This window comes from Lacunisphaera limnophila (genome assembly GCF_001746835.1).
Lineage (GTDB): Bacteria > Verrucomicrobiota > Verrucomicrobiia > Opitutales > Opitutaceae > Lacunisphaera > Lacunisphaera limnophila.
The window spans coordinates 1,129,646-1,152,417 of record NZ_CP016094.1 but is presented as its reverse complement, the minus strand read 5'-3'; the positions used below and the strand labels follow the sequence as shown (position 1 = coordinate 1,152,417).

Annotated in this window: 29 protein-coding genes; 18 read left to right on the top strand and 11 right to left on the bottom strand. The window is 66.4% G+C overall.

Annotation, left to right across the window (positions count from 1 at the left end):
- Positions 1–32 precede the first annotated feature (32 nt).
- From Verru16B_RS04765 to Verru16B_RS04760, 3 genes are all read right to left on the bottom strand, one after another.
- Positions 33–1,169 (bottom strand): acyl-CoA desaturase, encoded by a 1,137-nt coding sequence (locus Verru16B_RS04765; RefSeq protein WP_069961215.1) that lies wholly within the window; start codon positions 1,167–1,169, stop codon positions 33–35.
- Positions 1,170–1,274: 105 nt separating this feature from the next.
- Positions 1,275–1,439, bottom strand: coding sequence for a hypothetical protein (locus tag Verru16B_RS18240; protein ID WP_157772216.1), 165 nt, complete (start codon positions 1,437–1,439; stop codon positions 1,275–1,277).
- A gap of 240 nt (positions 1,440–1,679) precedes the next feature.
- A complete protein-coding gene (locus Verru16B_RS04760; protein WP_157772214.1) occupies positions 1,680–2,300 on the bottom strand; it encodes a TetR/AcrR family transcriptional regulator in 621 nt (206 codons plus the stop codon).
- A 126-nt stretch (positions 2,301–2,426) separates the two neighbouring features.
- Here Verru16B_RS04760 and Verru16B_RS04755 point away from each other — a divergent pair, with 126 nt between their 5' ends.
- From Verru16B_RS04755 to Verru16B_RS04740, 4 genes are all read left to right on the top strand, one after another.
- Entirely contained in the window at positions 2,427–2,867 is a 441-nt protein-coding gene (locus Verru16B_RS04755; RefSeq protein WP_069961213.1) for an acyl-CoA thioesterase, read from the top strand.
- 230 nt (positions 2,868–3,097) lie between these two features.
- Positions 3,098–3,490 (top strand): RNA recognition motif domain-containing protein, encoded by a 393-nt coding sequence (locus Verru16B_RS04750; protein WP_069961212.1) that lies wholly within the window; start codon positions 3,098–3,100, stop codon positions 3,488–3,490.
- A 152-nt stretch (positions 3,491–3,642) separates the two neighbouring features.
- On the top strand, positions 3,643–4,671 hold the full coding sequence (locus Verru16B_RS04745; RefSeq protein WP_069961211.1) for a D-alanyl-D-alanine carboxypeptidase family protein: 1,029 nt from the start codon (positions 3,643–3,645) through the stop codon (positions 4,669–4,671).
- A gap of 11 nt (positions 4,672–4,682) precedes the next feature.
- Positions 4,683–5,150, top strand: a complete 468-nt coding sequence (locus Verru16B_RS04740) for an FKBP-type peptidyl-prolyl cis-trans isomerase (protein WP_069961210.1) — start codon at positions 4,683–4,685, stop codon at positions 5,148–5,150.
- A 108-nt stretch (positions 5,151–5,258) separates the two neighbouring features.
- Here Verru16B_RS04740 and Verru16B_RS04735 read toward each other — a convergent pair whose 3' ends face one another.
- The 5 genes from Verru16B_RS04735 to Verru16B_RS04715 form a co-directional block, all read right to left on the bottom strand.
- Entirely contained in the window at positions 5,259–6,062 is an 804-nt protein-coding gene (locus tag Verru16B_RS04735; RefSeq protein WP_083270105.1) for a GDSL-type esterase/lipase family protein, read from the bottom strand.
- 79 nt (positions 6,063–6,141) lie between these two features.
- Positions 6,142–7,023, bottom strand: coding sequence for an EamA family transporter RarD (gene rarD, locus Verru16B_RS04730; protein ID WP_237023467.1), 882 nt, complete (start codon positions 7,021–7,023; stop codon positions 6,142–6,144).
- A gap of 120 nt (positions 7,024–7,143) precedes the next feature.
- On the bottom strand, positions 7,144–7,608 hold the full coding sequence (locus tag Verru16B_RS04725; protein WP_083270104.1) for a nuclear transport factor 2 family protein: 465 nt from the start codon (positions 7,606–7,608) through the stop codon (positions 7,144–7,146).
- Between the two features lie 16 nt (positions 7,609–7,624).
- Complete coding sequence (locus tag Verru16B_RS04720) at positions 7,625–8,014, bottom strand: acyl-CoA thioesterase (RefSeq protein WP_069961208.1); 390 nt, start codon at positions 8,012–8,014, stop codon at positions 7,625–7,627.
- A gap of 25 nt (positions 8,015–8,039) precedes the next feature.
- Positions 8,040–8,588 carry a hypothetical protein gene (locus Verru16B_RS04715; RefSeq protein WP_069961207.1) on the bottom strand — a complete coding sequence of 183 codons (549 nt, stop codon included), beginning with the start codon at positions 8,586–8,588 and terminating at the stop codon, positions 8,040–8,042.
- A 106-nt stretch (positions 8,589–8,694) separates the two neighbouring features.
- Between Verru16B_RS04715 and deoC the strand changes: the two genes are divergently transcribed.
- From deoC to Verru16B_RS04685, 6 genes are all read left to right on the top strand, one after another.
- Entirely contained in the window at positions 8,695–9,633 is a 939-nt protein-coding gene (deoC, locus tag Verru16B_RS04710) for a deoxyribose-phosphate aldolase (protein WP_069961206.1), read from the top strand.
- 88 nt (positions 9,634–9,721) lie between these two features.
- Positions 9,722–11,221 carry an aldehyde dehydrogenase family protein gene (locus Verru16B_RS04705; RefSeq protein ID WP_083270103.1) on the top strand — a complete coding sequence of 500 codons (1,500 nt, stop codon included), beginning with the start codon at positions 9,722–9,724 and terminating at the stop codon, positions 11,219–11,221.
- Between the two features lie 4 nt (positions 11,222–11,225).
- The gene (locus Verru16B_RS04700; RefSeq protein ID WP_069961205.1) at positions 11,226–11,489 is read left to right on the top strand and encodes a zinc ribbon domain-containing protein; all 264 of its coding nucleotides are present in this window, start codon (positions 11,226–11,228) and stop codon (positions 11,487–11,489) included.
- Between the two features lie 5 nt (positions 11,490–11,494).
- Complete coding sequence (locus tag Verru16B_RS04695; protein ID WP_069961204.1) at positions 11,495–12,859, top strand: POT family MFS transporter; 1,365 nt, start codon at positions 11,495–11,497, stop codon at positions 12,857–12,859.
- 12 nt (positions 12,860–12,871) lie between these two features.
- Entirely contained in the window at positions 12,872–13,738 is an 867-nt protein-coding gene (locus tag Verru16B_RS04690; RefSeq protein ID WP_069961203.1) for an aldehyde dehydrogenase family protein, read from the top strand.
- Between the two features lies 1 nt (position 13,739).
- Positions 13,740–14,135, top strand: a complete 396-nt coding sequence (locus Verru16B_RS04685; protein WP_069961202.1) for a hypothetical protein — start codon at positions 13,740–13,742, stop codon at positions 14,133–14,135.
- A 37-nt stretch (positions 14,136–14,172) separates the two neighbouring features.
- Here the strand turns inward: Verru16B_RS04685 and Verru16B_RS04680 are convergent, their stop codons facing one another.
- Together Verru16B_RS04680 and Verru16B_RS04675 are read right to left on the bottom strand one after the other, a co-directional pair.
- Complete coding sequence (locus tag Verru16B_RS04680) at positions 14,173–14,592, bottom strand: c-type cytochrome (RefSeq protein ID WP_069961201.1); 420 nt, start codon at positions 14,590–14,592, stop codon at positions 14,173–14,175.
- Between the two features lie 50 nt (positions 14,593–14,642).
- Positions 14,643–15,131 (bottom strand): YdeI/OmpD-associated family protein, encoded by a 489-nt coding sequence (locus tag Verru16B_RS04675; protein WP_069961200.1) that lies wholly within the window; start codon positions 15,129–15,131, stop codon positions 14,643–14,645.
- Positions 15,132–15,205: 74 nt separating this feature from the next.
- On the opposite strand from Verru16B_RS04675, the gene Verru16B_RS04670 reads away from it, so the two are divergent.
- Complete coding sequence (locus Verru16B_RS04670) at positions 15,206–15,598, top strand: VOC family protein (protein ID WP_069963599.1); 393 nt, start codon at positions 15,206–15,208, stop codon at positions 15,596–15,598.
- A 25-nt stretch (positions 15,599–15,623) separates the two neighbouring features.
- Here the strand turns inward: Verru16B_RS04670 and Verru16B_RS04665 are convergent, their stop codons facing one another.
- The gene (locus Verru16B_RS04665) at positions 15,624–16,580 is read right to left on the bottom strand and encodes a ribokinase (RefSeq protein WP_069963598.1); all 957 of its coding nucleotides are present in this window, start codon (positions 16,578–16,580) and stop codon (positions 15,624–15,626) included.
- Positions 16,581–16,758: 178 nt separating this feature from the next.
- Here Verru16B_RS04665 and Verru16B_RS04660 point away from each other — a divergent pair, with 178 nt between their 5' ends.
- From Verru16B_RS04660 to Verru16B_RS04635, 7 genes are all read left to right on the top strand, one after another.
- On the top strand, positions 16,759–17,970 hold the full coding sequence (locus Verru16B_RS04660) for a sensor histidine kinase (protein ID WP_069961199.1): 1,212 nt from the start codon (positions 16,759–16,761) through the stop codon (positions 17,968–17,970).
- Positions 17,967–18,695 carry a LytR/AlgR family response regulator transcription factor gene (locus Verru16B_RS04655; RefSeq protein ID WP_069961198.1) on the top strand — a complete coding sequence of 243 codons (729 nt, stop codon included), beginning with the start codon at positions 17,967–17,969 and terminating at the stop codon, positions 18,693–18,695. Before Verru16B_RS04660 ends, Verru16B_RS04655 begins: the two co-directional genes overlap by 4 nt.
- A gap of 7 nt (positions 18,696–18,702) precedes the next feature.
- The gene (locus Verru16B_RS18235; protein WP_157772212.1) at positions 18,703–18,870 is read left to right on the top strand and encodes a hypothetical protein; all 168 of its coding nucleotides are present in this window, start codon (positions 18,703–18,705) and stop codon (positions 18,868–18,870) included.
- 2 nt (positions 18,871–18,872) lie between these two features.
- Positions 18,873–19,634, top strand: a complete 762-nt coding sequence (locus Verru16B_RS04650) for an ABC transporter ATP-binding protein (RefSeq protein WP_069961197.1) — start codon at positions 18,873–18,875, stop codon at positions 19,632–19,634.
- A 10-nt stretch (positions 19,635–19,644) separates the two neighbouring features.
- Positions 19,645–20,865 (top strand): ABC transporter permease, encoded by a 1,221-nt coding sequence (locus Verru16B_RS04645; RefSeq protein WP_069961196.1) that lies wholly within the window; start codon positions 19,645–19,647, stop codon positions 20,863–20,865.
- Between the two features lie 275 nt (positions 20,866–21,140).
- Positions 21,141–21,629, top strand: a complete 489-nt coding sequence (locus tag Verru16B_RS04640; protein ID WP_069961195.1) for a hypothetical protein — start codon at positions 21,141–21,143, stop codon at positions 21,627–21,629.
- Between the two features lie 395 nt (positions 21,630–22,024).
- Positions 22,025–22,771, top strand: coding sequence for a class I SAM-dependent methyltransferase (locus Verru16B_RS04635; RefSeq protein WP_069961194.1), 747 nt, complete (start codon positions 22,025–22,027; stop codon positions 22,769–22,771).
- The last annotated feature ends 1 nt before the right edge of the window (position 22,772 follow it).

The window sequence follows — 22,772 nt, the reverse complement described above, 5'->3', positions numbered from 1 at the left end:
GGGCGGGGGCGGTGGCCAGCCTGGGATTGGCCTTACTGCTGGTCCGTGCCGGGGTGTTCGGTCTGCTCGGCGACGTCCTTGTGGATCGCCGGGCCGTCCTTCTTCAGCTGACTGGCGACCTCGGGGGAATTCACCGTGGCTATGGCGATGGCGGCGGCGGTCGGCACGACCTTGCGCAGGGTGTTGATCTCGTGCTGCACGGAGGAGGTGCTGAAGCGTCGGATGGTGTCGTGGTGGGCGATTTGCGCGGCTTCCTCGTAGATGGAGGCGGGCACGGGCTTGAGGCCCCAGATGAAACCGGTCCAGGAGAGCAGCTTCAGGCCGTAGTAGGTGGGATCGATTTCCCACCAGTAGAAACCGTTGCGGGTCGAGGACTGGTAGCGGTGGTGGTTGTTGTGCCAACCCTCACCGAGGCACACGAGCGCAAGGATGAAGCTGTTGCGGGAGTCGTCGGTGGTGTTGAAGCGGCGCTTGCCCCACAGGTGGGTGAACGAGTTGATCGAGGCCGTGCCGTGGAACAGGAAGGTGGTGCTGATGAAGAAACCCCAGACGAGAAGCTGGGCGCCGGAGGTGCCGAGGCCGGGGGCGGCGTGTTCCAGGTAGCGGCCGAGGCCGAAGAGGCCGGTGGCGAAGAGGACGGGCACCACGATGTCGAACCGGTTCAGCCAGACGAGCTCGGGGAATTTGGCGAGATCCTTGACCTTGGAGTAGTCGGTCGGGAAGTTGCGCTTGCTGGTGATCCAGCCGATGTGCGACCAGAGGAAGCCGTGCACGTGCGGCGAGTGGGCGTCTTCCGGTTCGTCCGAATGCTGGTGGTGGTGCCGGTGGTGGTAGGCCCACCAGAGCGGGCCGCGCTGGACGGTGGTGCCGGTCCAGAGGGCGAGCAGGAACTGGCCGAAACGGGAAGTGCTGTAGGTCTTGTGCGAGAAATAGCGGTGGAAGATACCCGTGACCGCGAACATCCGGAGGAAGTAGAGGGCGACCGCGGTCCAGACGGCGAACCAGCTCCAGCCGACCCAGATGACCCCGAGGCAGCCGAGATGCAGGATGATGAAGGGAATGCAGCGGACGAGATTCACGCCATCGGGCTGGGCGCGGATGGCATCAGGTGATTCGACGGAGTAGTCGGAATCAATCCACTGGACAAGGGAGGCGAAGAAACGGCGCATGGAAGGTTGTGAGCCGGTAGGGAATGAAAGCCTTCCGGAAGCGCAAGCCAGGTTTCCCTAAGTTATCTTACCGCCATGGGAGCCGCTGGGCGGCGGGGCGACAGCCTAAGCGGCGAGGCGGCAGCGCTTGTCGGCCTTGCCCTCAGCCCCGTTCTGACCGGCCGGGCGCACCGGCTTTTCCGCGTTGGTCTCGACAGTCGGGTTCGCGGGATCCCCCTCGGTGGCAACGAGGAGGGAAAGCAAGGCAAGGATGATGATGGCGGTGAGCATGGCTTGGTGTCGGGCGCGCTGGTTCAGAGCGCGGGTGGCGGGTCTTTGTTCCTGTCGTCCTCTAACCCGGGTCAGGGGTGCGAAGTTTCAGGGAAACCGCCGCAGCGTGGTCAGCGCTGCTGGGGGCTAAGTGAGGCAGATATTTCGCGGTGACAAGGACGGAGACGAAATATCTGCATACCGCCCCGTTTCGTCAGTCCGGGTGATCGGATTTACAGCCCGACCCTCTGCGGGTGGCTGCTAGCGCATCGCCGCGATGGCGAATTTTGTAAAACTGCCGAGAGCGGCATTGGCATCGTTGTCCCGGCAGATCCCTTGGGTCAGGGCATGCATATTGGGCAGGGTGGCGAGTGAGTGGTGCAGAGCGCCGACGATGAAACTGAAGCGCCAGAGGAAATCCGCCGGGGGCAGGCCGGGTTGGTGACGACGCAAGGCCTGGCCGATACGGGTCATCATGGGTTGAAATTCCTGCTGCAACAGACCCTCGGTCAAGGTAGCCTGCTCAAGCAGAACGCGGCCAAGGAGGCGGGCACTGGCAGGGGTGAAGGCCCCCTCGGGCAGAAAGGCGGGCCGGGCGAGGGCATCCATGATTTCATCCAGCGGCGCCAGACCGTCCGGTGCCCGGGCCTCGGCGGCCTCCAGCAAGACCGCGCGTTGATGATTGATCTGCCGCAGGCGCTGCGTGAGCAGTTCCCGGTACAGCGTTTCCTTATCGAAGAAGTGGTAGTTGACCGCGGCCAGGTTTACCCCGGCGTGAGCCGTGATCTGCCGCAAGGTGATGTTGGCGTATCCATTGTCTGCAAATAGCGCTTCAGCAGCAGCTAATATCCTCGCAGGGGTGGCGGAAGAGCTTGAGGCCATGAGGCAAACACTTGTATGAAACAAATAATACATTCAAGCTAGGATTCCCTTGGTGGCGCACCGATTTGCCTTGGAGCGGCCGCTTCGGGATCGCAGTTTGCGGAGGTGGACGAAGCAAAATCAGGCATGGATGCGGCAGAGGCGGTGGAGCCGGGCTTGGTGTACGCCAAATTCGAGAGCGAACTGGCGGTGCGGCCGGACGACATCGACATGTACCAGCATGTGCATAGCAGCCGGTACATGGATTACGTGCTCGCCGCCCGGTTTGACCAGATGGAGCGCTGCTATGGCATGCCGATGGCGGAATTTCAGCAGCTCGGATTTGGTTGGGTTATCGCGGCGACCCAGATGAATTTCCGGCGATCGCTCACCCTGGGTGACAAGATGACCGTGCGCTGCTGGATCGAGAAATTCACGCTCATTGGCCTGCGGTTGCAGTTCGAGATTGAACGTCGACCCGACGGCAAACGTGTGTGCGACGGCTGGTTTGACTACGTGATGATCTCGCTGGAGACGACCCGCCCGGTGCGGATCCCGGATGCGATCCGGCGGAAATACTCGATTTAATCGGGAGCCACGTCTAAATTCAACTCCCTGTCGGGCAGTGGGTTGACGACCCTGCTAAAAAAATTCCCTTGCAAGCGCGCCCTGCATCGGCGTTCTTACGCCCCTCGTTAGAGATAGCGTTTGATGACAGGAACTGGTGAGTCGTTGGCTGAGCGTTTGGCTTAAGTGATGATTTCGAAACCCACGTTGGGAACAGACTGGCAGATGGCGAAGGATCTACGATTTATCACATGAGCAATTCCAAACTCTACGTTGGAAACCTATCGTTCAAGACCACCGATGACGAACTCCGCGCCCATTTCGGCCAGTTCGGCACCGTGACCGACACCTATGTCGCCATGGACAAGATGACCGGCCGCCCCCGCGGTTTCGCGTTCGTCACCATGGGCACCCCGGAAGAGGCCAAGATGGCCATTGAGAAGACCAACGGCGTCGATTTCGGCGGCCGCGCTCTCCAGGTCAATGAGGCCCGTCCGAAGGAAGATCGTCCGGCCGGCGGCGGCTACGGCGGCGGCGGCGGCGGTCGTGGCGGCTTCGGCGGCGAGCGCCGTGGCGGCTTCGGCGGCGGCGGCCGTGGCGGTTTCGGCGGCGGCGGCGGTGGCGGCGGTCGCGACCGTTACTAATTCCGACTTTCGCCTTCGGCGAAAATCCACTTTCAAGGCGGAGCCTCCGGGCTCCGCCTTTTTTTATGCCCGGTGGGCCCCCAGGCATGGCCGTGAGCAGGATGGCTTGAATTGATATTGCGTTGCCGGTTTCCGGTCACTGCCTTGCGCGGATGAATTTCCTGCAGCGCGTGGTGGTGGTGGGACTGGTCGCCGGGACGGCGGTCGCCTCATTCGCCATCGAGAAGGTTTCCCGCAATCCCTACCTCAGTGCCATCGTCACCGATGCCGCGACGGGGGCCGTGTTGATCGAGGAGAATGCCGATGCGCGCGGGTTTCCGGCGAGCATCACCAAGCTGATGACCTTCTTCGTGGTGATCGACCAGGTAGAATCCGGCCGGATCGCCCTGACCGACCCGGTGACGGTGTCGGCCGAGGCGGCGCGCACCGGCGGCTCGCAGGTCTACCTCAAGCAGGGCGAGGTCTTCACGGTGGATGACCTGCTGCACGCGCTGATGATCCAGTCGGCCAATGATGCCGCCGTGGCCCTGGCCACCCATGCGGCCGGTTCGCGCGAGGCGTTTGTCGAGCTCATGAACGCGAAGGCCCGCGCGCTCGGCATGACCAGCACGACCTTCCATTCCCCACACGGTCTGCCGCCCAGCAAGGGCCAGTCTCCGGATGTCACGACCGCGCGTGATCTCGCCCGGCTCTCGCGCGAACTGATCCGGCACGGCCAGGTGCTGCGTTACAGCTCGATCAAGGAGCGCGCCTTCCGGGAGGTCGCGGCGGAACCCTTCATCATGCGCAACCACAACGGCCTACTCACCGCCTTCCCGGGATGTGACGGACTCAAGACCGGGTATTTCAGCGCGGGTGGTTTCTCGCTCGCGGCCACGGCCGAACGCAACGGCCGTCGGCTCATCGCCGTCGTGCTCGGCAGCGAGCAGCGGGTCGTGCGCGACGTGAAGGCCCGCGAGTTGCTCGAGCGCGGCTTCGCCACAGTGCCGCCGGCGATGCCCGTGGTGTCGGTTGCCGCGCCGGCCCCGGCGCCGGCGGCGCCGCCCGCCAAGGCCGCGCCCATGCCCACGGTCAAGACCGTGCCGGCCGATCCCGCGCCGGCCGCCCGGGCCGAACAAGCCTCGACGCCGAAGGAACCGGTGGTCATTTTCCGCGTCATTCCTCCCGAAAAGAAACCGTGATTACCCCCACCATGCGTCCGCTCCTCTGCCTCTGCCTCGCCCTCTTCGCCGCCAGTCCGCTCCTGGCCCAGCGGGAAAAACTGCCGCCCGAGGACCTGGAGATCGTCGAACAGCGCTGGCCCGAGGCCAAGAAGACCTTCACCGGCCTGCGCTACATCGTGTTGAAAGCCGGGGATCCCGCCGCCGGCATGCCGAAGACGGGCATGAAGGTCAGCGTGGTCTACAAGGGCATGCTGCTCGACGGAAAAATCTTCGACCAGAACACCGCGGAGAATCCGCTCAAGGTGCGCATCGACCGGGGCGACCTGATCGAGGGCTGGGAGGAGGCACTGCAAAAGATGACGAAGGGGGAGAAGTGGCTCCTGATCGTCCCGCCCGAGCTGGCCTACGGGGCCAAGGGCCGGCCGCCCGGCATCAAGCGCTACGCCACGCTCGTGTTCGAGATGGAGCTGCTCGATTTCGGCAAGGACCTGAAGTAAGTCCGGCGAAGGGCATGAATGCCTGGCTGGAGCCGCGGCGACCATGTCGGGGTTCGGTGGACGCGGAGCCATAAGCACCTGCGCGGAGCGCAGGTGTCACCTCAATTCTCACTTCATCATCTCGGCGAGCGGCTTGGCAATCGCCTCGGCCCAGAGCTGGTAGCCTGCGGCGGTGAGATGCAACTGGTCGGGCATGAGGGTCCACGGAATCCGGCCATCGCGTCCGAGGAAGAGGGCGTTGGTGTTGAGGAACCGCACGTTCACGCCGTCGTCGAGCGGGGCGAGGAGGGCGTTGGCGCGGTCATTGGCGGCCACACGCTTGGTGGCGTCCGCGATGGCGGCCTCGGTGATCAACCCGTCGGCATTGCGGCGGGCGTCGCGCGGCAGGATGGCGAGCAGCAGGACCTTCACGCCGGGGATCTTCGCGCGGGTCAGTTCGACGATCTTTTTGACCCCGTCGGCGATCTGCTCGCCGGAGTGCCGGGCGGAGTTGTTGGTGCCGATCATGAGGACGACGACCTTCGGGCTGATGCCGTCGAGCTCGCCGTTCTCGATGCGCCAGATCACGTGCTGGGTCTGGTCGCCGCCGATGCCGAAGTTGGCGGGCTGGTATTGGCCGAAATAGTGCTCCCAAATGTGCGGGGCCCCGCGCCAACCCTCGGTAATGGAGTCGCCGAGGAACAGCACGCCGATCGGGCCGCTCTTGCCCCGGGCGAGGAAAGACTCGTGCATTTCGAAGAAGCGGGCGTTGCCGGTCTTGGGGATCGGCGCGGAGGCATCCGGCAGGGGCGGGGGTGCGTCGGCGACGACCGGCGCAGCGGGAGCCGGGGCGGGCGGGGTTGCGGGTTGGGCGAGCGCGAGGGAGCAAAGCGCGGCCAGCGCCAGCGGGAGCAGGGGGAGGCGGTTTTTCATGGGGTGACGTCAGTGAAGCGCCGGGTCGCCACCCACGCAAGCGCCGGGCGGCACCATGCCAGCGCCTTGGCGTTCCGGCTCAGGTCATGCCGGCGGCGCGGAGGAGCTGGCGGCGCTGGGCCCAGAAGGTGTCGGCGGAGTAGACGACCAAACCCGCCCAGATGAGCCCGAAGGCCTGGAAGCGCGCCGCATCGAACGGTTCGCGGTAGACGAAGAGCCCGATCAGGAACTGCACGGACGGGGCGAGGTATTGGAGCAGGCCAAGCGAGGTCAGCCGCATCCGTTGGGCGCCGTAGGCAAAGAGCAGCAGGGGCACGGCGGTGATCACGCCGGCGCTGAGCACAAAGGCCTGGGTGCGCGCGGGGGCATGCCCGAGTGCGCCGCCGCCGTGCGCCGCCAGCCACAGGAGCAAGCCGGCGGCGACGGGAAAGAGGACGATGGTTTCGGCCGTGAGACCGGCGATCGGGCCCTGGGCCGACTGCTTTTTCAAGAGCCCGTAGGCGGCCCAGGTGCTGGCGATGACCAGCGCGATCCACGGGAAGTGACCGACCCGCAGCAGCAACAGGACGACACCGAGCGCGGCCAGACCGATCGCGCCCCACTGCAAGGGGCGAAGCTTCTCATGGAGCAGGAACGACCCGATCGCGACGTTCATGAGCGGTACGAGGAAATAACCGAGGCTGGTTTCCAGGATGTGACCGGCATTCACCGCCCACACGTAGACGGTCCAGTTGACGGTGATGAGGAGGGCGCTGGCGAAGGTCAGCCCGGCGGCGCGGACCCCGGCGAAGGCGGGGCGCAGCGAGGCGAACTTGCGCTGCCACGCGAGGATGCCGCAGAGAAAAAGCAGCGACCAGACAATGCGGTGGGCGATCAGCTCGGGCGCCGACACGCCCTGCATCTGCTTCCAATAGATCGGCACGATGCCCCACAGCAGGAAACCGGCGGCGGCGGCAGCCACGCCGTTGCCGGATCGTGCGGAATTAGGGGGGAGGGTGGACAAGCCGGCACCTTGCGGGGCCGGGGTGCCGGCGTCAAATCAGGTGCGCGCCAACGCCCGTGAATTCGGGCCGATACAGCGTCACGGCTTGGCCGGGGCCGGATTGCGACTGGATTGCCAGGCGAGGAAACGCCAGCGACCGCCTTCCTCCCGCCACACGGCGAGGTAGTTCAGGTCGATCAGGTTTCGCTGGGTGGCGCTGCCGACCCGCACGAGCATCCGACCGCGCATGAGCACGAGGCCGGGACCGGCGGCCACGAAGTCGCGGGCGACATGCTCCACCGACTCATAGACCACGCGGCGGCTGGTGAGCGACTCGAGGAGGGAAGCCTTGGAATCGATCACCCCGCTGGAGTGGGCGTAATGCAGCTCGTCGGACAGGATCGCGTCGAGCCGGGTCGCATCGACGGCGAGCGTGGCGGCGATGCGCGCGTCATCGGCGGCGCGGACAGCGGCCAGCACCTCCGCCTCGCTGGCGCGGGCGAACAGTCCGGCGGCCAGCGCGAGGCCAAACAGGAAGAGTTTTGGGAGGGTGATGGAGCGCATGCGGCGCGGAGGGAAACTAGCGATGGACCGGTTGGGGCCGGCCGTGGTCGTCGATCGCGACGTAGGTGAAGATGCCGGTGGTCACGCGCACGTGTTCGCCGCCCTTGTGGCGCTGGGCCCAGGCCTCGACCTCGATGCGCATCGAGGTACGGCCGGTTTTGCCGAGCAAGGCATGACAGCTGACGATATCCCCGACGTAGACCGGATCGTGAAACGACATGGCATCGATCGCGACGGTCGTGATGCGGCTCCGGGCGGTGTTACGGGCCAGGATGGCGCCGCCGAGGTCCATCTGGGAGACCAGCCAGCCGCCGAACATGTCACCGTTGGAATTGGTGTTGGCCGGCATCGCGATCGTACGGATGACAAGTTCGCCGCGGGGGGGATAGGTCGGGGCATCGGACATGGTGGGGATCCTGGACCGCAGGCAATCAGGCCCGGGCCGGGGGCGCAAGTTTGGCGAGCTGCCGTTGCAGCTTGCGGGCCCGGGCGCGCAAGGCCGGGGTCCCGCCGTGCTGGACGCACTCGTTCACCAGCCTGGTGGCCGCGGCCCGCTCCGGGGCGAATCCGGGGGCGAGGCTCAGCTGCACGGCGCAGTCGAGGGCGACCGCCTTGACGATGCTGCTCCGGTCATGGAGCCAGCCGCCGACGGTGGTGATCGCGCGACGCCGTTCGACGGGGGTGTAGTTGTCCAGCCGCGCCAGAACCTGGCAGAGGTGGGAACGCACGGACCAATGCCCGATCCGGACCACACGGGTGAGCAACTCGCGTTTGTAGGGCCGCAGCAGCTCGGGTCGCCGGGAGGAAATCCGCTCGAGGGCGTCCATGGATCGGTTGCGGATGGCTTCATCGTCATCGGCAACTCCGTCAAACAACGCGTCGATCAGTTCGGGCTGCGCCAGCACGGACGCGGCCACCGCGGCGGTCCGTCCTAAGGTGAGCGGGTCACCCCCGGCAAGCTGGTCAAGCAGGTCAGGCATGGGGCGAGTCTGGCGCGGGTCGCCGCAATGTCCATCGCGGGCGCGGTGGGCCGGACCGACTTTGACATTGTTTTCGGGCGCTTATGACCGGATATTCCCGCCCACAATGGCAGTCCAAGCACAGGCCGGGTTCCGGCGTTTGTTCAACGAGATCGGCCCGGTCGATCAGGTGGGCATCGAGGAACGGGTCGCGAAATATGGCACCCGCAGCATCAAGAAGCACGCCAAGCTCTGGGGCCTGAAGACCGCGGTCACGATGGTCGACCTGACGACCCTCGAGGGCAAAGACACGCCGGGCAAGGTGGCCGCGCTCTGCCAGAAGGCGCGGCGCCCGCACGACGATCCCGCGATCCCTCCGGTCGCCGCAGTGTGCGTCTATCCCGCAATGGTGAAACACGCGCGCCGCGCACTGGGCGGCGACAGCGCCGTGCGCATCGCGTCGGTCGCCACCGCCTTTCCGTCCGGCCAGGCGCCGCTGCGCACGCGGCTGGCGGAGGTGAAGGCGGCCGTGGCCGACGGGGCGGACGAGATCGACATGGTGATCAACCGCGGGGCGTTCCTCGCGGGTGAATTCGCGCGCGTCCAGGATGAGATTGTCGCGGTGCGTGATGCCTGCGGCGCGGCGACCCTCAAGGTCATCCTCGAGGTCAGCGAACTTGAGACCTACGACAACATCCGGGGCGCGTCCTTCCTGGCGATGCGCGTCCTGCGACCCGGCGATTTCATCAAGACGAGCACCGGCAAGACCACGTTGAACGCGACCCTTGGCAACAACCAGGTGATGCTCGAGGCCATCCGCGACTTTTACCTCGAGACGGGTCTCGCGATCGCGATGAAGCCCGCCGGCGGCATCCGCACGGCCAAGCAGGCGCTTACCTTTCTCGTCGCCGTCAAGGAGACGCTGGGCGACACGTGGCTCAATAACACCCACTACCGCTTTGGCGCCTCGGCGCTGCTCAACGACCTCGTCCGCCAGCTGGAGAAGGAACGCACCGGCGCCTACCAGGCCCCGTATTACTTCAGCGAAGCCGCCGAATCCTACTAATCCTTTTCAATTAACCACGGAGACACAGAGGGCACAGAGAAACCCGAGGTTACACCTTGGCGGGCTTTGGACCTCGGTGATTCAAAAAATGGCAACACTCACTTCCCCCAAGAAACGTTCCGCCGCCCGGCCCGCGCCCGCGCTCATCTTCGGCGATCTCTGGGAATTTGATCCCGCGCCCGAGACCGCCGACCCGCGGTTGAAGCCGCGCTATGACCTGTTCATCGGCGGCCGGTTCGTCGCGCCCACGGCGGGCAAGTATTTCGACTCCATCAACCCGGCCAACGAGACGAAGCTCGCCGAGATCGCCCAGGCCAATGCCGCCGACGTGGATGCCGCCTACGTGGCGGCCAAGAAAGCGTTCGACACGACCTGGGGAAAAATGCCGGGCAAGGAGCGTGCGAAGTACATCTTCCGCCTCGCCCGCCTGCTGCAGGACCGCGCCCGGGAGTTTGCCGTGGCCGAGACCATGGACGGCGGCAAACCCATCAAGGAATCGCGCGACTTTGATGTGCCGATGGCGGCCGCGCATTTCTTCTATCACGCCGGCTGGGCCGACAAGCTCGACTACGTGGCGCCCGGCCGGAAGGTGGCGCCGCTGGGCGTGGTCGGTCAGGTCATTCCCTGGAATTTCCCCCTGTTGATGCTCGCGTGGAAGATCGCCCCCGCACTGGCCATGGGCAACACGGTGGTCATCAAGCCGGCCGAGACCACCAGTGTCACCGCGCTGAAATTCGCCGAGATCATCCAGGACGCCGGGCTCCCGCCCGGCACGGTCAACATCGTCACCGGATTCGGCGACACGGGCGCGGCGGTGATGAACCACCCCACAGCCGCGAAGGTCGCCTTCACCGGCTCGACCGAGGTGGGCAAGATCATCATGCGCTCGCTGGCCGGCACGGACAAGAAGATGACCATGGAGCTCGGCGGCAAGGCGGCCAACATCGTGTTCGACGACGCGCCGCTCGACCAGGCCGTGGAGGGCATCGTCAACGGCATCTTCTTCAACCAAGGTCACGTCTGCTGCGCCGGTTCGCGCCTGCTGGTCCACGAACCCGTGGCCGCCGCCGTGCTCGCCAAGCTGAAGACCCGCATCCGCACGCTGCGCGTCGGCGACCCGCTCGACAAGAACACCGACATCGGCGCCATCAACTCGAAGGAGCAGCTCACACGCATCACGAAGCTCGTCGCCGCCGGCGTGAAGGAGGGGGCCGCGATGTACCAGCCCCCCGGCCAGCTGCCCGCGAAGGGGTACTACTTCCGCCCGACGGTGTTTTCGGGCGTCAGCATGAGCCATCGCATCGCCCGGGAGGAGATCTTCGGGCCGGTGCTCAGCATCCTGACCTTCCGCACGCCCGAGGAGGCGGTCGAGAAGGCGAACAACACCGCTTACGGCCTGAGCGCCGGGGTGTGGACCGACAAGGGTTCGCGCATCCTCAAGCTGAGCACGGAGCTCAAGGCGGGCGTCGTCTGGGCCAACACCTACAACAAGTTCGATCCCGCGTCGCCCTTCGGCGGCTACAAGGAAAGCGGCTTCGGCCGCGAGGGCGGCCGCCAGGGGTTGCTCGATTATTGCCAGCTCATCTGACGCGATGCCCCATGCCTTCGTTCCTCCCACCGAATGCCCCGTCTGCGGCGAAGCCGTGCCGCGCGGCGCGCGCGCGTGCCCGGGTTGCGGGGCGGACGAGCGCTCGGGGTGGAACGAGGAGGCCACGCGTTATGACGGGCTCGACCTGCCGGACGCCGCCTTCGACGACGAGCCGCCCGCATCGCCGCGGCGCGCGCCGCGCTGGCTTTGGCCGGTCGTGGCTTTTCTCACCCTCGGGGCGCTGATCATCACCTTCCTTTTCCGCTGATCTACATGGACGACAAAAAACTCATCACGGCGCCGCTCAAGACGGACCAGATGCCCCCGGGCATCCCCTACATCATCGCCACGGAGGCGGCCGAGCGGTTCAGCTTCTACGGGATGCGCGCCATCCTGGTCGTGTTCATGACGCAGTACCTCCGCGACGCCACCGGGGCGCTGGCGGTGATGTCGGAAAACGAGGCCAACCAGCAATACCACCTGTTCCTGTCGCTCGGTTATTTCCTGCCCGTGGCCGGCGCCATCCTCGCCGACGTGTTCTTCGGCAAGTACCGCACGATCTTCTGGCTTTCGTTGATCTACTGCGGCGGACACCTGGCGCTGGCACTGGATGAGACCCGGCTGGGGCTGACCTCCGGTCTGATCCTGGTCGCCATCGGCATGGGGGGCATCAAGCCCTGCGTGTCCGCGATCGTCGGCGACCAGTTCGGCGCGCGCAACCAGCACCTCCTGTCGAAGGCCTTTGGGTGGTTTTATTTTGCGATCAACGCGGGTTCCATGATCTCGATCCCGCTCACGCCGCTGCTGCTCAAGTATGCGGGCCCCGGTTGGGCTTTTGGCGTCCCGGGCATCCTGATGGGCATCGCGGCAGTCATATTCTGGGCGGGGCGCTACAAGTTCGTGCACATCCCGCCGGCCGGCCGCTCGTTTTTCCGCGAGAACTTCAACCGCGAGGGTTTTTCCGCCATCGGCCGGATTGCCGCGATCTATGTCTTCGTCGCCATCTTCTGGTCCTTGTGGGACCAGAGCGGGAGCGAATGGGTGCTGCAGGCGGAGAAGATGGACCGGCAGGTCTCGGTCCTGGGCTACAATTTCGAGATCCTCTCCGCCCAGATCCAGACGCTGAACAGCGTGTTCATCCTCGCGATGATCGTGGTGTGCAATTACGTGCTTTTTCCGCTCATCAGCCGCGTCTTTCCGCTCACCGAGCTGCGCAAGATCGGCCTCGGGCTGGTGGTGACGGCGGTGTCGTTTATCATCGCCGCCTGGATCGAATCGCAGATCACGGCCGGGTTGCGGCCCCACATCATCTGGCAGGTGCCGGCCTTCCTGCTGCTGTCCACGGGCGAGGTCATGGTGTCGGTGACGGCGCTGGAGTTCGCCTACACCCAGGCGCCGAAGCGCATGAAATCGATCGTGATGGTGCTCTACATGTGGGCGATCTCCGCCGGCAACCTCTTCACCGCGCTGGTCCACAAGTTCATCGCCAATGCGGACGGATCCTCCAAGCTGCCGGGCGCCTGGTTCTACCTCTTTTTTGTCGGCCTCTGCCTGCTGACCGCGGTCGTCTACGTGTTTGTCGCGCGCCTCTACACGCCCAAGACCTACCTGCAGGACGAGGCGCCGGCCGCCACCTGACCCCATCCTCCCATGACCCGCCTCCCCATCACCAAAACGCCAAAGGTTTACGTCGGCGGCGCCTTTATCCGCTCCGAGAGCGCGCGCACATTCCCGCTCGCGGATGCCACGGGAAAATTCTTCGCCAACATCCCCCAGTGCACGCGCAAGGACCTGCGCAACGCCGTCGAGGCCGCCGCCAAGGCCGGTCCCGGCTGGGCGAAGCGCACGCCCTACAACCGGGGCCAGATCCTCTACCGCCTCGCCGAGATGCTCGAGGCCCGCCAGGCCGACATGGCGGATGCCCTGGCCGTGGGCGGCGCCCGCCCGGCGGCCGCGACGAAGGAAATCACCGCCACCATCGACCGCCTCATCCACTACGCCGGCTGGGCCGACAAGTACGAGCAGGTGCTCGGCAGCGTGAACCCGGTGGCGTCGCCGCACTTCAACTTCACCGTCACCGAGCCGATGGGCATCGTGGGCGTCCTCGCCCCCGACGAGGCTCCCCTGCTCGCGCTGGTCTCGCTGCTGACCCCCGCCATCACCAGCGGCAACACGGTCGTCGCGCTGGCCTCCTCCACCCAGCCCTATCCGGCCATCGTGCTCGGCGAGATGCTCGCCACCAGCGACCTGCCCGGCGGCGTGGTCAACCTCCTCACGGGCTTCCGCAAGGAAATCGTGCCGACCCTCGCGACGCACACCCATCTGCGCGCCATCACGGGGGTGGCGAACGCCGACGAACGCAAGACCCTCAAGCTCGGTGCCGCCGACAGCGTGAAACGCGTGAAGCTCCTCAAGGCCGAGGACGCCGTGGACTGGTACGCCGACCGGGCCCAGGGCCTCTACGAACTGCGCGACACGCTGGAGTTCAAGACCACGTGGCATCCGATCGGCGCCTGACATGCAAAACACGCCGCATCTCCCCGCCAACAAGACCCAGCTGCTCGTGTGGTGGATCATCTGGGGTGCGATCCTCAACGGGCTGGTCGTGATCTACTTTTTCCTCGGACGCGGTCCGGTCCAACCGGCGGCCGACGCGGTCGCGTGGCAAAACCTGGTCGGTCTGGTCCCGCTGTTCGTGAGCATCATCCTCCGCTGGCTCGTGCTGCCGCGCTACACCGAGGTGAACCGCGCCCTGCCGGTGTACATCGTCGGCCTGGCCCTGGCCGAGGGCTGCGGTCTCCTGGGTATTTTTCTCGGCGGACCCTACCGCGACGACCTGTTTGTCCTGGGCGTCCTCGGGGTGATGCAGTTCATGCCGTTGTTCGCCGGCAAGCTGGCGGCGCGGCCGGATTGACCGGGCCACCACGCCGCCGGCGCGCTGATGTGACGGCTCAGGATTTTTTCGCCAGCGACTGCAGGTAGGCGACGACAGCCCGGGCGTCCGCCTGATTGAGGCGGTAGGCCGGCATGGGCGGCAGCGGCGGTACACCGCTGGGCCGGGTGCCGGTCATGAGGAACGTCACCGCCTGCTCGGTGGTGTAGCCTTCGAGTCCCGCGATCGACGGGGCGGCGGGGGCCCAGGGCATCGGCACCGTGGGCGCGAAGCCCAGGACCGCGCCGGTCAGGTGCCGGTCGGCGAGGAACTGGCCTTTTTCGTCGCGGGGCGAGTGACAGTCGACACAACCGGCGACGTCATGGACCAGGTAACGGCCGCGCTCGATGAGCGCATCGGCCGTTTCGGCGCCGGTCAGGGGCAGGGCCGCGGCGGCCAGCAGGAGGAGGAATGAACGAGGGGAGGGCGTGGATTTCATGGGTGAGAGTCGGTAATACCCCGCAAAAAACCCGGGGTTACAGAATTTTTTCAGCCCGACAGTTTGCCGGTTTCGGCCAGGCGCTCGATGAAGATCCAGCAGCGCTTGGCCTGGGTCTCCGCCGTCCGGGCATCCGTGATGTAGCGCACCACTTGGCGGCGGATCGCCACGCTGTGGGCCAGCCAGCGGACCCGGAGTTCAGGCCGGTTTTGGAAGGCGCGGGCCAGCTCGCCGGGCAGATCGGGCTCACGCGAGGCGGTGTCGGGGGCGAGGGTGAAGTCGATCGTGTCCCCGGCGTGGACCTCCGCCGCGCGCAGGAGCTCGGCCTTGAACGCGAGTTTGTAGCGCCCGCGCTTGCAGGGGAGCAAGGTGACGCGGTCGAGATCGTCGTTGAAGCGGAGCAGCGCGTTCAGGCCCAGGCCCCCGCCCTTGATGTCGGCGCGGGGTAGGGCCAGCGCGTCGATGTCGCGTTTCGGCAGGTCGACCCAGTGGATCAGGGCGACCTTGTAGAGTTTGGCGCGGAAAGGGGCAGGACTCATGAACGGGGATTATAGCTGCAGGCCGAGACGCTGGCAGCGTTGCGCGCCGCGGGGAGGCGGCCAGCATGGCGGGCATGGAAAAACCCAAGACAGGCACGATCTCCTGGGCGGATCTGACGGTTCCGGACGCTGTCGGCGTCAAGGACTTCTATGCGGCGGTGGCGGGCTGGGGCGTGATGCCCGTGGCGATGGATGGTTATGAGGACTTCTGCATGATGCCGCCCGGGGCGGAAATGCCCGCGGCGGGTATCTGTCATGCGCGCGGACCGAACGCCGACCTGCCCGCACAGTGGCTGGTTTACATCACGGTGCCCGACCTCGCGGCGGCGCTGGCCGCCTGCCAGGCCAAAGGCGGCCAGATCATCCGCGACGCGAAGGAAATGGGCGGCGCGAAGATGGCGGTGATCCGCGATCCCGCCGGCGCGGTTGCCGCCCTTTACCAGCCGGGTGACGGTCCGGGTTGCTGACGCGGCGCCGGCGCCGCCGGGGCACTCATGCATGGTCGCGGCGGCGCAGGAAGCGGGCGATTTCACGGGCCGTAGGCATGGCCGGGGCGGTGCCGTGCTGCGTGACGGCCAGGGCGGCCACGGCGTTGGCAAAGTGGACGGCCTCGATGATGTTCTTGTTGAATTTTACCAGGCCCGCCGCAAAGCCGCCCACGAAGGCGTCACCCGCGCCGGCGGTATCCACGGGGTCGACCTCATGCGCCTGCACGCGGGCATACACGTCGGGTTGGGAGACAAAGCAGCCGCGGGCGCCCAGGGTCACGATGACGATCGGCACATTGAACGAGCGGCAGAGGGTGTGCAGGCGGTCGGGGGCGAGGCGGTGCAGGGCCTCGACGGTGAAATTCTTCACGCCACTGCGGGGGGAGCGGTTCACCAGGCTGACAAACTCGGCCTCGTTGGGGATCAGCACCTCGACGTGGCGGAGGATGGCCAGGTCGACCCCGGGGTGCATGGGCGCGGGGTTGAAGACCGTCACCGCCCCGTGGCGCCGGGCCACCCGCAGGACGTGGGCGGCGGTCTTCATGTCGCTCTCGGCCTGGCAGAGGACGACGTCGGCGGCGGCGAGCGGGCGCACCGGCAGGTCGCGGACGTGCAGGGCGAGGTTGGCGCCGAGCGCGACCATGATCTGGTTTTGCCCGGCGTGGTTGACGGCGATGGAGGCGGCCCCGGTGGGCTCCTTCTTTTTCAGGATGAATTCCGTCTGGACGCCGTTTCGGCGGGCAAACTCGCGGGCGTGGGCGCCGGCGCTGTCCTGACCGATGGCGCCGACGAAGAGGGTGGGGGCTCCGGCGCGGGTCGCGGCCACGGCCTGGTTGAAGCCCTTGCCCCCGGCACCGGGCCGCAGTTCGGCAAGCACGCAGTCACCGGGACCCGGAAAAGCCTCCACATAAAACGCGAGGTCCTGGACGTAGCTGCCGACAATGACGACACGGGCTTTCATGGGCTGGGCGGGAGGGACGGCCGGCAGCGTGCGCGGCGGGCTGGGGCGGGTAAAGGGGTTTTTCCCGACCCGGCGTTTTTTCCCGGGCACGTGGCTTGGGTCCGCCGTTTATCGCCCGGGGGTGACCGTTCGTCCAATCCACCGTGGCCGCGCGGGCCACCGACCCCAGCTTGCGGCGATGTCCGTCACCCGCACCATCAGCGCCCGCTATGCCCGGCCGGTCGGTCTTGCCGCCGGCCCGGTTCCCGTGGTTCGCTCGCGGGCGATGACCGCCGACCCTGAAGCCAAGCTGGAGCGCGCCAAACACCGGCTCTATGTCCTGTGCCAGGCGGCGGGCTGGGGTGGTTTGTTGGCCATGCAGCTTTTTTACCAGGATGCGGTGGACAAGCAGTCCGACACCCCGCTGCACGACCGGGCGATCCTCGTGATGATCATCCTGCAGGGTCTGCTGCTCACGCATTATGTGCGGGCCCTGATCCGGCGCTGGGGCTGGCTGCAACTCGGCTGGGCGCCCCTCGTGCCGCGGCTGCTGGGGCTGGCGGCGCTGATGTCGCTGGCCTGGTCGGTGGTCGGCTACGGCTACATCTACGGCGTGCTGGACGAACCCTGGACCTCGAGCCAGATCACGCTGCGGCTCGGCTTCGTGGCTTCGACGATCAACGGCGTATTGCTGTTCTGCGGCTGGTTCAGCCTCTACTTCATCTACCACGTCTTCGAGCGCTTGCGCCGCATGCAGCTGGAGCAACTCCGGCTGGCCACCAGCGCCAAGGAAGCGGAGCTCCGCGCCCTCAAGTCGCAGGTCAACCCGCACTTCCTGTTCAACTCCCTCAACAGCCTGCGCGCCCTGATTGACGAAGATGCCCCGCGGGCCCGTGAATCGGTGACCCGCCTGGCCAACATGTTGCGTTACTCCCTTCAATCCGGCCAGCAGGAGACGGTCCCGCTGGAGGAGGAGGTCCGCATCGTGGAGGATTACCTGGCGCTCGAGATGATCCGCCATGAGGCCCGCCTCCGGGTGCGTTGGGCGGTGTCCGAGACGGTGCGCCATCTCCCGGTGCCGCCGATGCTGCTGCAGACCCTGGTCGAGAATGCCGTCAAGTACGGCATCTCGGTGCGCCGGGAAGGTGGCGAGATCACGATCACGGCGGCGTTGGAGGGTGACGACCTGCACATCCGGGTCAGCAATCCCGGCGACCTGGCGGGTCCGGTGAGCGCTCCGGCGGCGATGGCCGGCTCCTCCACCGGCGTCGGCCTGCGCAACGCCTCGGAGCGCCTGCAGCTTCTTTTCGGCGATCGCGCCCGGCTCAGCCTGTCTGCCGGCCCGGCGGGTTGTGTAACCGCCCACGTGCTCATTCCCGGCCGGCCGGCGACCGCCAAAGGCAACCGATGAAAGCCCTCCTGATCGACGACGAGCGCCTGGCGCGCAACGAACTCCGCCGCCTGCTGGCGGCGCATCCCGACATCGAGATCGTCGGCGAGGCCGTGGATGTGGAGGATGCGCTCGAGAAAGTCGCCGCGCTCAAGCCCGGCCTGCTCTTCCTCGACGTGCAAATGCCCGGGGCCGACGGTTTCAGCCTGCTGGAGCGGCTCGAGCCGCCGCTGCCGGCCGTGATCTTCACCACCGCCTACGATGAGTTTGCGGTGAAAGCCTTTGAGTTCAACGCGCTCGACTACCTGCTGAAGCCGGTGGACCCCAACCGGCTCATCGCGGCGCTGGAGCGGCTGCGGGCGCGCGAGACGCCCACCACGCCCGGCGGCGCGCCCGTCCCGACCACGCGGCTCGCGCTGGAGGACAAGGTGTTCGTGCGCGAGGGCGACCGCTGCTGGTTTGTCCCGGTGAAGAGCATCCGGTTGCTCGAGTCCGAGGGGAACTACACGCGCCTCTATTTTGATGACCAGAAGCCGCAGCTCTTCCGCTCGCTCACCGCGATGGAGGAGCGGCTGGATTCGCGGCACTTCTTCCGGGCCAACCGCAAGCAGGTCATCAACCTGACCTGGGTCGAGGGCATCGAGCCCTGGTTCAGCGGCGGCCTGCTGGTGAAGCTGAAGGGCGGCCTGAAGGTGGAGCTCTCCCGCCGCCAGGCGCAGGACTTCCGCGAGCGCATGAGCCTGTGATTTTCCCATGAACCAAACGAAAAAACCTCCCTTCAACCTCCGCGGCGTCGCCGTCGGCGTGGGCGTGGGCGTCGCGCTCAGCGTTTCCAACGGGCCGGCGACCGGCATCGCGGTCGGCGCGGCGCTCGCCCTCGTGTTTGGCCTGGTCCTCAACCACCGCCGTTTCGGCTGCTGACCATGATCGAAGCCCGTCAACTCACCAAGACCTTCAAGGACAAGAAGCGCGGCCTCATCACGGCCGCGGCGGAGGTGTCCTTCACCTGCCAGCCGGGCAGGATCTACGGTCTCCTCGGGGCCAACGGCGCGGGCAAGACCACCACCCTGCGGATGCTGGCCACGCTGCTCAAACCGACCAGCGGATCCTGCACAGTCGCCGGGCACGACGCCGGCACGGCCCCGGAGCTCGTCCGCGCCAATGTCGGGTTCCTGGCGGCCAGCACGGCCCTCTACGGGCGGCTTACGGCCCGGGAGATGATCACGTATTTCGGCCGTCTCAACGGCATGACCGAGGCGGCGATCGCCGCGCGGATCAAGCATCTGGCCGATGAGCTCGACATGCATGAATTCCTCGACCGGCGCTGCGACAAGTTTTCCACCGGCATGAAGCAGAAGACCTCGATTGCCCGCACGCTCATCCATGATCCGGCGGTGATGATTTTCGACGAGCCGACGCTTGGTCTCGATGTCATGACGGCCCGCTCGATCGTGAAGTTTGTCCGCGACTGCCGCGACCGCGGCAAGACGGTGATCTATTCGACCCACGTGATGAGCGAGGTCGAGAAGCTGTGCGACACCATCGGCATCATCCACGGCGGCCGGCTGGTGGCGGAAGGCACGCTCCCGGAGTTGCAGGCCCGGTTCGGCGAGCGCGACATGGAAGAGATCTTTGTGAAGGCCGTCGGCGGCGAGGCCGCGCTGGCCGCCGCCCTGAAAACCTGAGCAATCCCCCATGAACTGGCACACCATCGTCACGATCTACCTCAAGGAGCTGAAGGATTCGCTACGCGACCGGCGCACGCTGATCTCGATGATCGTCGTCCCGACGCTCCTCATGCCCGTCATCATGTTCGGGGCGGGTTACGTCATGTCCAAGGTCATGCGGCAGGCCAAGGCGGAGGCGACTTCGCTGGTGGTTCTCGGCGGGGCGGACTCGCCGGCCGTGGTGGCCGCCCTCAAGGCCGACCCGAAGTTCAAGCTCGTCGAGCCGTACATGGATTTCAAAAAGATGATCTCGGAGAAGCACATCCGCCTCGCGGTGGAGATCCCGGAGGGTTTCGAGGCCGCTCTGCAGAACGGGGAGGCCCGCACGGTCACGCTCTATCATTATCAGGGGGAGATGAAATCCTCCATGGGCGTGGGCGAGGTGGAGCGCTTTTTCCGCAACCTGCGGGAAAAGACGGTGGAGACGCGGCTCACGGCCCGCGGGCTTCCGGCGGACCTGGTGCATCCGTTTGAGATCAAGCAGCAGAATGTCGCCCCGCCGGCGAAGGTCGGGGGCAACATCATCGGCGGTCTCGTGCCCTACATCATCATCATCCTGTGCTTCACCGGCGCAATGTACCCGGCGATCGACCTGACCGCCGGTGAGAAGGAGCGCGGCACCATGGAGACGCTGCTCTGCAGCCCGGTCCACCGGGTGAACATCGTGCTCGGGAAGTTCCTCATGGTGATGACGGCCTCCATTGCCACCATCGCGCTGACCCTGGTCTCGACCGCGGCCAGCATCATCCTGGGCGGCAGCATGCTGGCCGGCAAGGGCGGCGGCGCGGCGGCAGCCGGGGGCGGCGGGTTTGTGCCGGTCATCGATCCGGCGGGCATCTTGGGGGTCTTCGCCATGATCGCGCCGGTGGCCACGTTCTTTGCCGCGATCCTGCTCACGATCTCGCTCTTCGCCAAGAGCTACAAGGAGGCGCAGAGCTACGTCTCGCCGCTGATCATCGTCGTGTTGCTCCCCGCGATGATGGGCATGCTGCCCGGCATCGAGCTCAGTGCGAAGACGGCGCTGATCCCCATCCTCAACGTCTGTCTCGCCTGCAAGGAGATGCTCTCCGGCGTCTGGCACTGGGGTTACCTCGCACTCATCTTTGGTTCGACCGCGGCTTTTGCTGCCGGGGCCCTGGCCTTGTGTGTCTGGATGTTCAACCGCGAGGATGTGATGTTCCGGGCTTAATCTTGTTAGTGAGTGTGTGTCGAAAGCCGCGCGGCCTCCGCGCGGCTTTCTTTTTTGGTCGTGGCTCCCGCGGGCGGCGTGGGCTGGCCGGCGATTCCGGCGATGGCGACGCGAGATATCTTGCCGCCAAGCCGGTTTCGCCCCCGCGCCGCAGGGGCGGGCGTTTCTTTACAATTACGTAAAACACGGGTCATCAGCGGTAAAGGCCGGGTAAATGCCCCCCCGGCCTCTAGGCGACAGGCAACATCCCTGCTAAGGTCGCGTCCCACACCGCCATGAACCCGACACACACCCAGGGCAGCACCGAGGTCTCCCACCTCGAGAAACTTCGCACCCAACTCTCCACCGACATGGAGGCCATGCATGAGAAGGAAGCCAGTCTCAAGGAATACGAGCAGCGCCTCCGCCTGCTGATCGAGCATAGCCAACAGACCCGTCCCCCGGAGAGCACCAACCAGCATTATCGCTTCAGCAACAGCGCCGACCGGGGCAATATCGATGCGGCCTGGGAGAAATATGACCGGGCGCATGCGTTGCTCGAGGCCGCCCGCCGGGGCCTGAGCGACGATCGCATGGCGCTCAAGGAGCGCGAGGACCAGCTGATGATCCGCGAGCAGGAGGTTTCCCGGCGCGAGGCCTGGGTGAAGGTCCGCGAACAGGAACTGGCCGCCAAGGCCATGCCCGCGCCGGTCCCGGCCCGGGCCCGCGCCACCGGCCCTTTTGCCGCCGCGCGCAACCTCCTGTCCGGGGGCAAGTCCGCCTGACGGTCCGACAAATTCTGACCGGCGCATGCGCCAGGGAACGAGGAACGCCGGAAGGAATCCTTCGTCACGGGCTGCATCGATGCGGGGCGGCCATAAAAATTTCCGCTTGCCCGCGGCCCGCCGGCTCCCCATCAACGCGTCCGTGAGTTCCTGCTCCAACCTTCGCCGTTCGTCTTCCGTGGCCGTCATGGCCATGGCTAAACGCGCCTGGTGGATTACCAAGGCTCGGCGTAGCAGGGATCACGCGCACTCCGCGTAAACAAAGCAAAAAGCAAAAACTCCCCCACTACCCGAGCCCGACTCTTCCGAGTCGGGTTTTTTATTTTCCCGTCCCGAACACCAACGCAACCAGACCTGATCATGCCATGCCCACGCTCGCACCCACCCTATCCCCAGTGACCACCCCACCCCGGCCCACCCCGCGGGTCCGGCCGGCCGCGGCCGCGTCGACCCTCGACCTGCCCGCCGTCTCCTTCTTCGGGCGCACGCTCGACGAATACGGCCGCTTCTTCGCCCTCGACCCGAGCGCCCTGCGCGGCCGGGCCGTGCTCGATGTTGCGGCCGGCCCGTCGTCCTTCACCGCCGAGGCGCGGCGTCGCGGCGTGGACGCCGTGGCGGTGGACCCGCTCTACGACCGGCCGCACGCCGAGCTCGCCGCGCGGGTCCGCGACGACTACGCGCGCATGTTCGAGCAAATCCGCGAGAAACGGCGGCTGTTCCGGTTCAAGACCTTCCCGACCTTCGACGCGGCGGAGACGGACCGGCGGGCGGCCGCGGCGCGGTTCCTTGCCGACTACGAGGGCAACGGGCGGCACGGCCGCTACGTGCGGGCGTCGCTCCCGCTGCTGCCGTTCCTCGACGGGGCCTTCGACCTGGTGCTCTGCGCCCACCTGCTCTTCATCTATGCCACGCGTTTCGACTTCGCCTGGCACGTCACCGCCTGCGCCGAGCTGGCGCGCGTGAGCCACGGCGAGGTGCGCATCCACCCGCTCGTCGGCCCGGGCGGCAAGCCTTACGCCGAGCTCGACCGCCTGCGGGGGGAACTCGGTGCGCTCGGGATCACCACCGAGGTGCGCAAGGTGAACTACGAGTTCTTCGTCGGCAGCAGCTCCATGCTGGTGCTCAACCCGCAGACCACCTGAA

What these genes read in the sequence shown, in the direction of transcription:
- Verru16B_RS04765 (WP_069961215.1), bottom strand. Translation starts at nt 1,169, where the DNA reads ATGCGCCGTTTCTTCGCCTCCCTTGTCCAGTGGATTGATTCCGACTAC.
- Verru16B_RS18240 (WP_157772216.1), bottom strand. Translation starts at nt 1,439, where the DNA reads ATGCTCACCGCCATCATCATCCTTGCCTTGCTTTCCCTCCTCGTTGCC.
- Verru16B_RS04760 (WP_157772214.1), bottom strand. Translation starts at nt 2,300, where the DNA reads ATGGCCTCAAGCTCTTCCGCCACCCCTGCGAGGATATTAGCTGCTGCT.
- Verru16B_RS04755 (WP_069961213.1), top strand. Translation starts at nt 2,427, where the DNA reads ATGGATGCGGCAGAGGCGGTGGAGCCGGGCTTGGTGTACGCCAAATTC.
- Verru16B_RS04750 (WP_069961212.1), top strand. Translation starts at nt 3,098, where the DNA reads ATGAGCAATTCCAAACTCTACGTTGGAAACCTATCGTTCAAGACCACC.
- Verru16B_RS04745 (WP_069961211.1), top strand. Translation starts at nt 3,643, where the DNA reads ATGAATTTCCTGCAGCGCGTGGTGGTGGTGGGACTGGTCGCCGGGACG.
- Verru16B_RS04740 (WP_069961210.1), top strand. Translation starts at nt 4,683, where the DNA reads ATGCGTCCGCTCCTCTGCCTCTGCCTCGCCCTCTTCGCCGCCAGTCCG.
- Verru16B_RS04735 (WP_083270105.1), bottom strand. Translation starts at nt 6,062, where the DNA reads ATGAAAAACCGCCTCCCCCTGCTCCCGCTGGCGCTGGCCGCGCTTTGC.
- Verru16B_RS04725 (WP_083270104.1), bottom strand. Translation starts at nt 7,608, where the DNA reads ATGCGCTCCATCACCCTCCCAAAACTCTTCCTGTTTGGCCTCGCGCTG.
- Verru16B_RS04720 (WP_069961208.1), bottom strand. Translation starts at nt 8,014, where the DNA reads ATGTCCGATGCCCCGACCTATCCCCCCCGCGGCGAACTTGTCATCCGT.
- Verru16B_RS04715 (WP_069961207.1), bottom strand. Translation starts at nt 8,588, where the DNA reads ATGCCTGACCTGCTTGACCAGCTTGCCGGGGGTGACCCGCTCACCTTA.
- deoC (WP_069961206.1), top strand. Translation starts at nt 8,695, where the DNA reads ATGGCAGTCCAAGCACAGGCCGGGTTCCGGCGTTTGTTCAACGAGATC.
- Verru16B_RS04705 (WP_083270103.1), top strand. Translation starts at nt 9,722, where the DNA reads ATGGCAACACTCACTTCCCCCAAGAAACGTTCCGCCGCCCGGCCCGCG.
- Verru16B_RS04700 (WP_069961205.1), top strand. Translation starts at nt 11,226, where the DNA reads ATGCCCCATGCCTTCGTTCCTCCCACCGAATGCCCCGTCTGCGGCGAA.
- Verru16B_RS04695 (WP_069961204.1), top strand. Translation starts at nt 11,495, where the DNA reads ATGGACGACAAAAAACTCATCACGGCGCCGCTCAAGACGGACCAGATG.
- Verru16B_RS04690 (WP_069961203.1), top strand. Translation starts at nt 12,872, where the DNA reads ATGACCCGCCTCCCCATCACCAAAACGCCAAAGGTTTACGTCGGCGGC.
- Verru16B_RS04685 (WP_069961202.1), top strand. Translation starts at nt 13,740, where the DNA reads ATGCAAAACACGCCGCATCTCCCCGCCAACAAGACCCAGCTGCTCGTG.
- Verru16B_RS04680 (WP_069961201.1), bottom strand. Translation starts at nt 14,592, where the DNA reads ATGAAATCCACGCCCTCCCCTCGTTCATTCCTCCTCCTGCTGGCCGCC.
- Verru16B_RS04675 (WP_069961200.1), bottom strand. Translation starts at nt 15,131, where the DNA reads ATGAGTCCTGCCCCTTTCCGCGCCAAACTCTACAAGGTCGCCCTGATC.
- Verru16B_RS04670 (WP_069963599.1), top strand. Translation starts at nt 15,206, where the DNA reads ATGGAAAAACCCAAGACAGGCACGATCTCCTGGGCGGATCTGACGGTT.
- Verru16B_RS04665 (WP_069963598.1), bottom strand. Translation starts at nt 16,580, where the DNA reads ATGAAAGCCCGTGTCGTCATTGTCGGCAGCTACGTCCAGGACCTCGCG.
- Verru16B_RS04660 (WP_069961199.1), top strand. Translation starts at nt 16,759, where the DNA reads ATGTCCGTCACCCGCACCATCAGCGCCCGCTATGCCCGGCCGGTCGGT.
- Verru16B_RS04655 (WP_069961198.1), top strand. Translation starts at nt 17,967, where the DNA reads ATGAAAGCCCTCCTGATCGACGACGAGCGCCTGGCGCGCAACGAACTC.
- Verru16B_RS18235 (WP_157772212.1), top strand. Translation starts at nt 18,703, where the DNA reads ATGAACCAAACGAAAAAACCTCCCTTCAACCTCCGCGGCGTCGCCGTC.
- Verru16B_RS04650 (WP_069961197.1), top strand. Translation starts at nt 18,873, where the DNA reads ATGATCGAAGCCCGTCAACTCACCAAGACCTTCAAGGACAAGAAGCGC.
- Verru16B_RS04645 (WP_069961196.1), top strand. Translation starts at nt 19,645, where the DNA reads ATGAACTGGCACACCATCGTCACGATCTACCTCAAGGAGCTGAAGGAT.
- Verru16B_RS04640 (WP_069961195.1), top strand. Translation starts at nt 21,141, where the DNA reads ATGAACCCGACACACACCCAGGGCAGCACCGAGGTCTCCCACCTCGAG.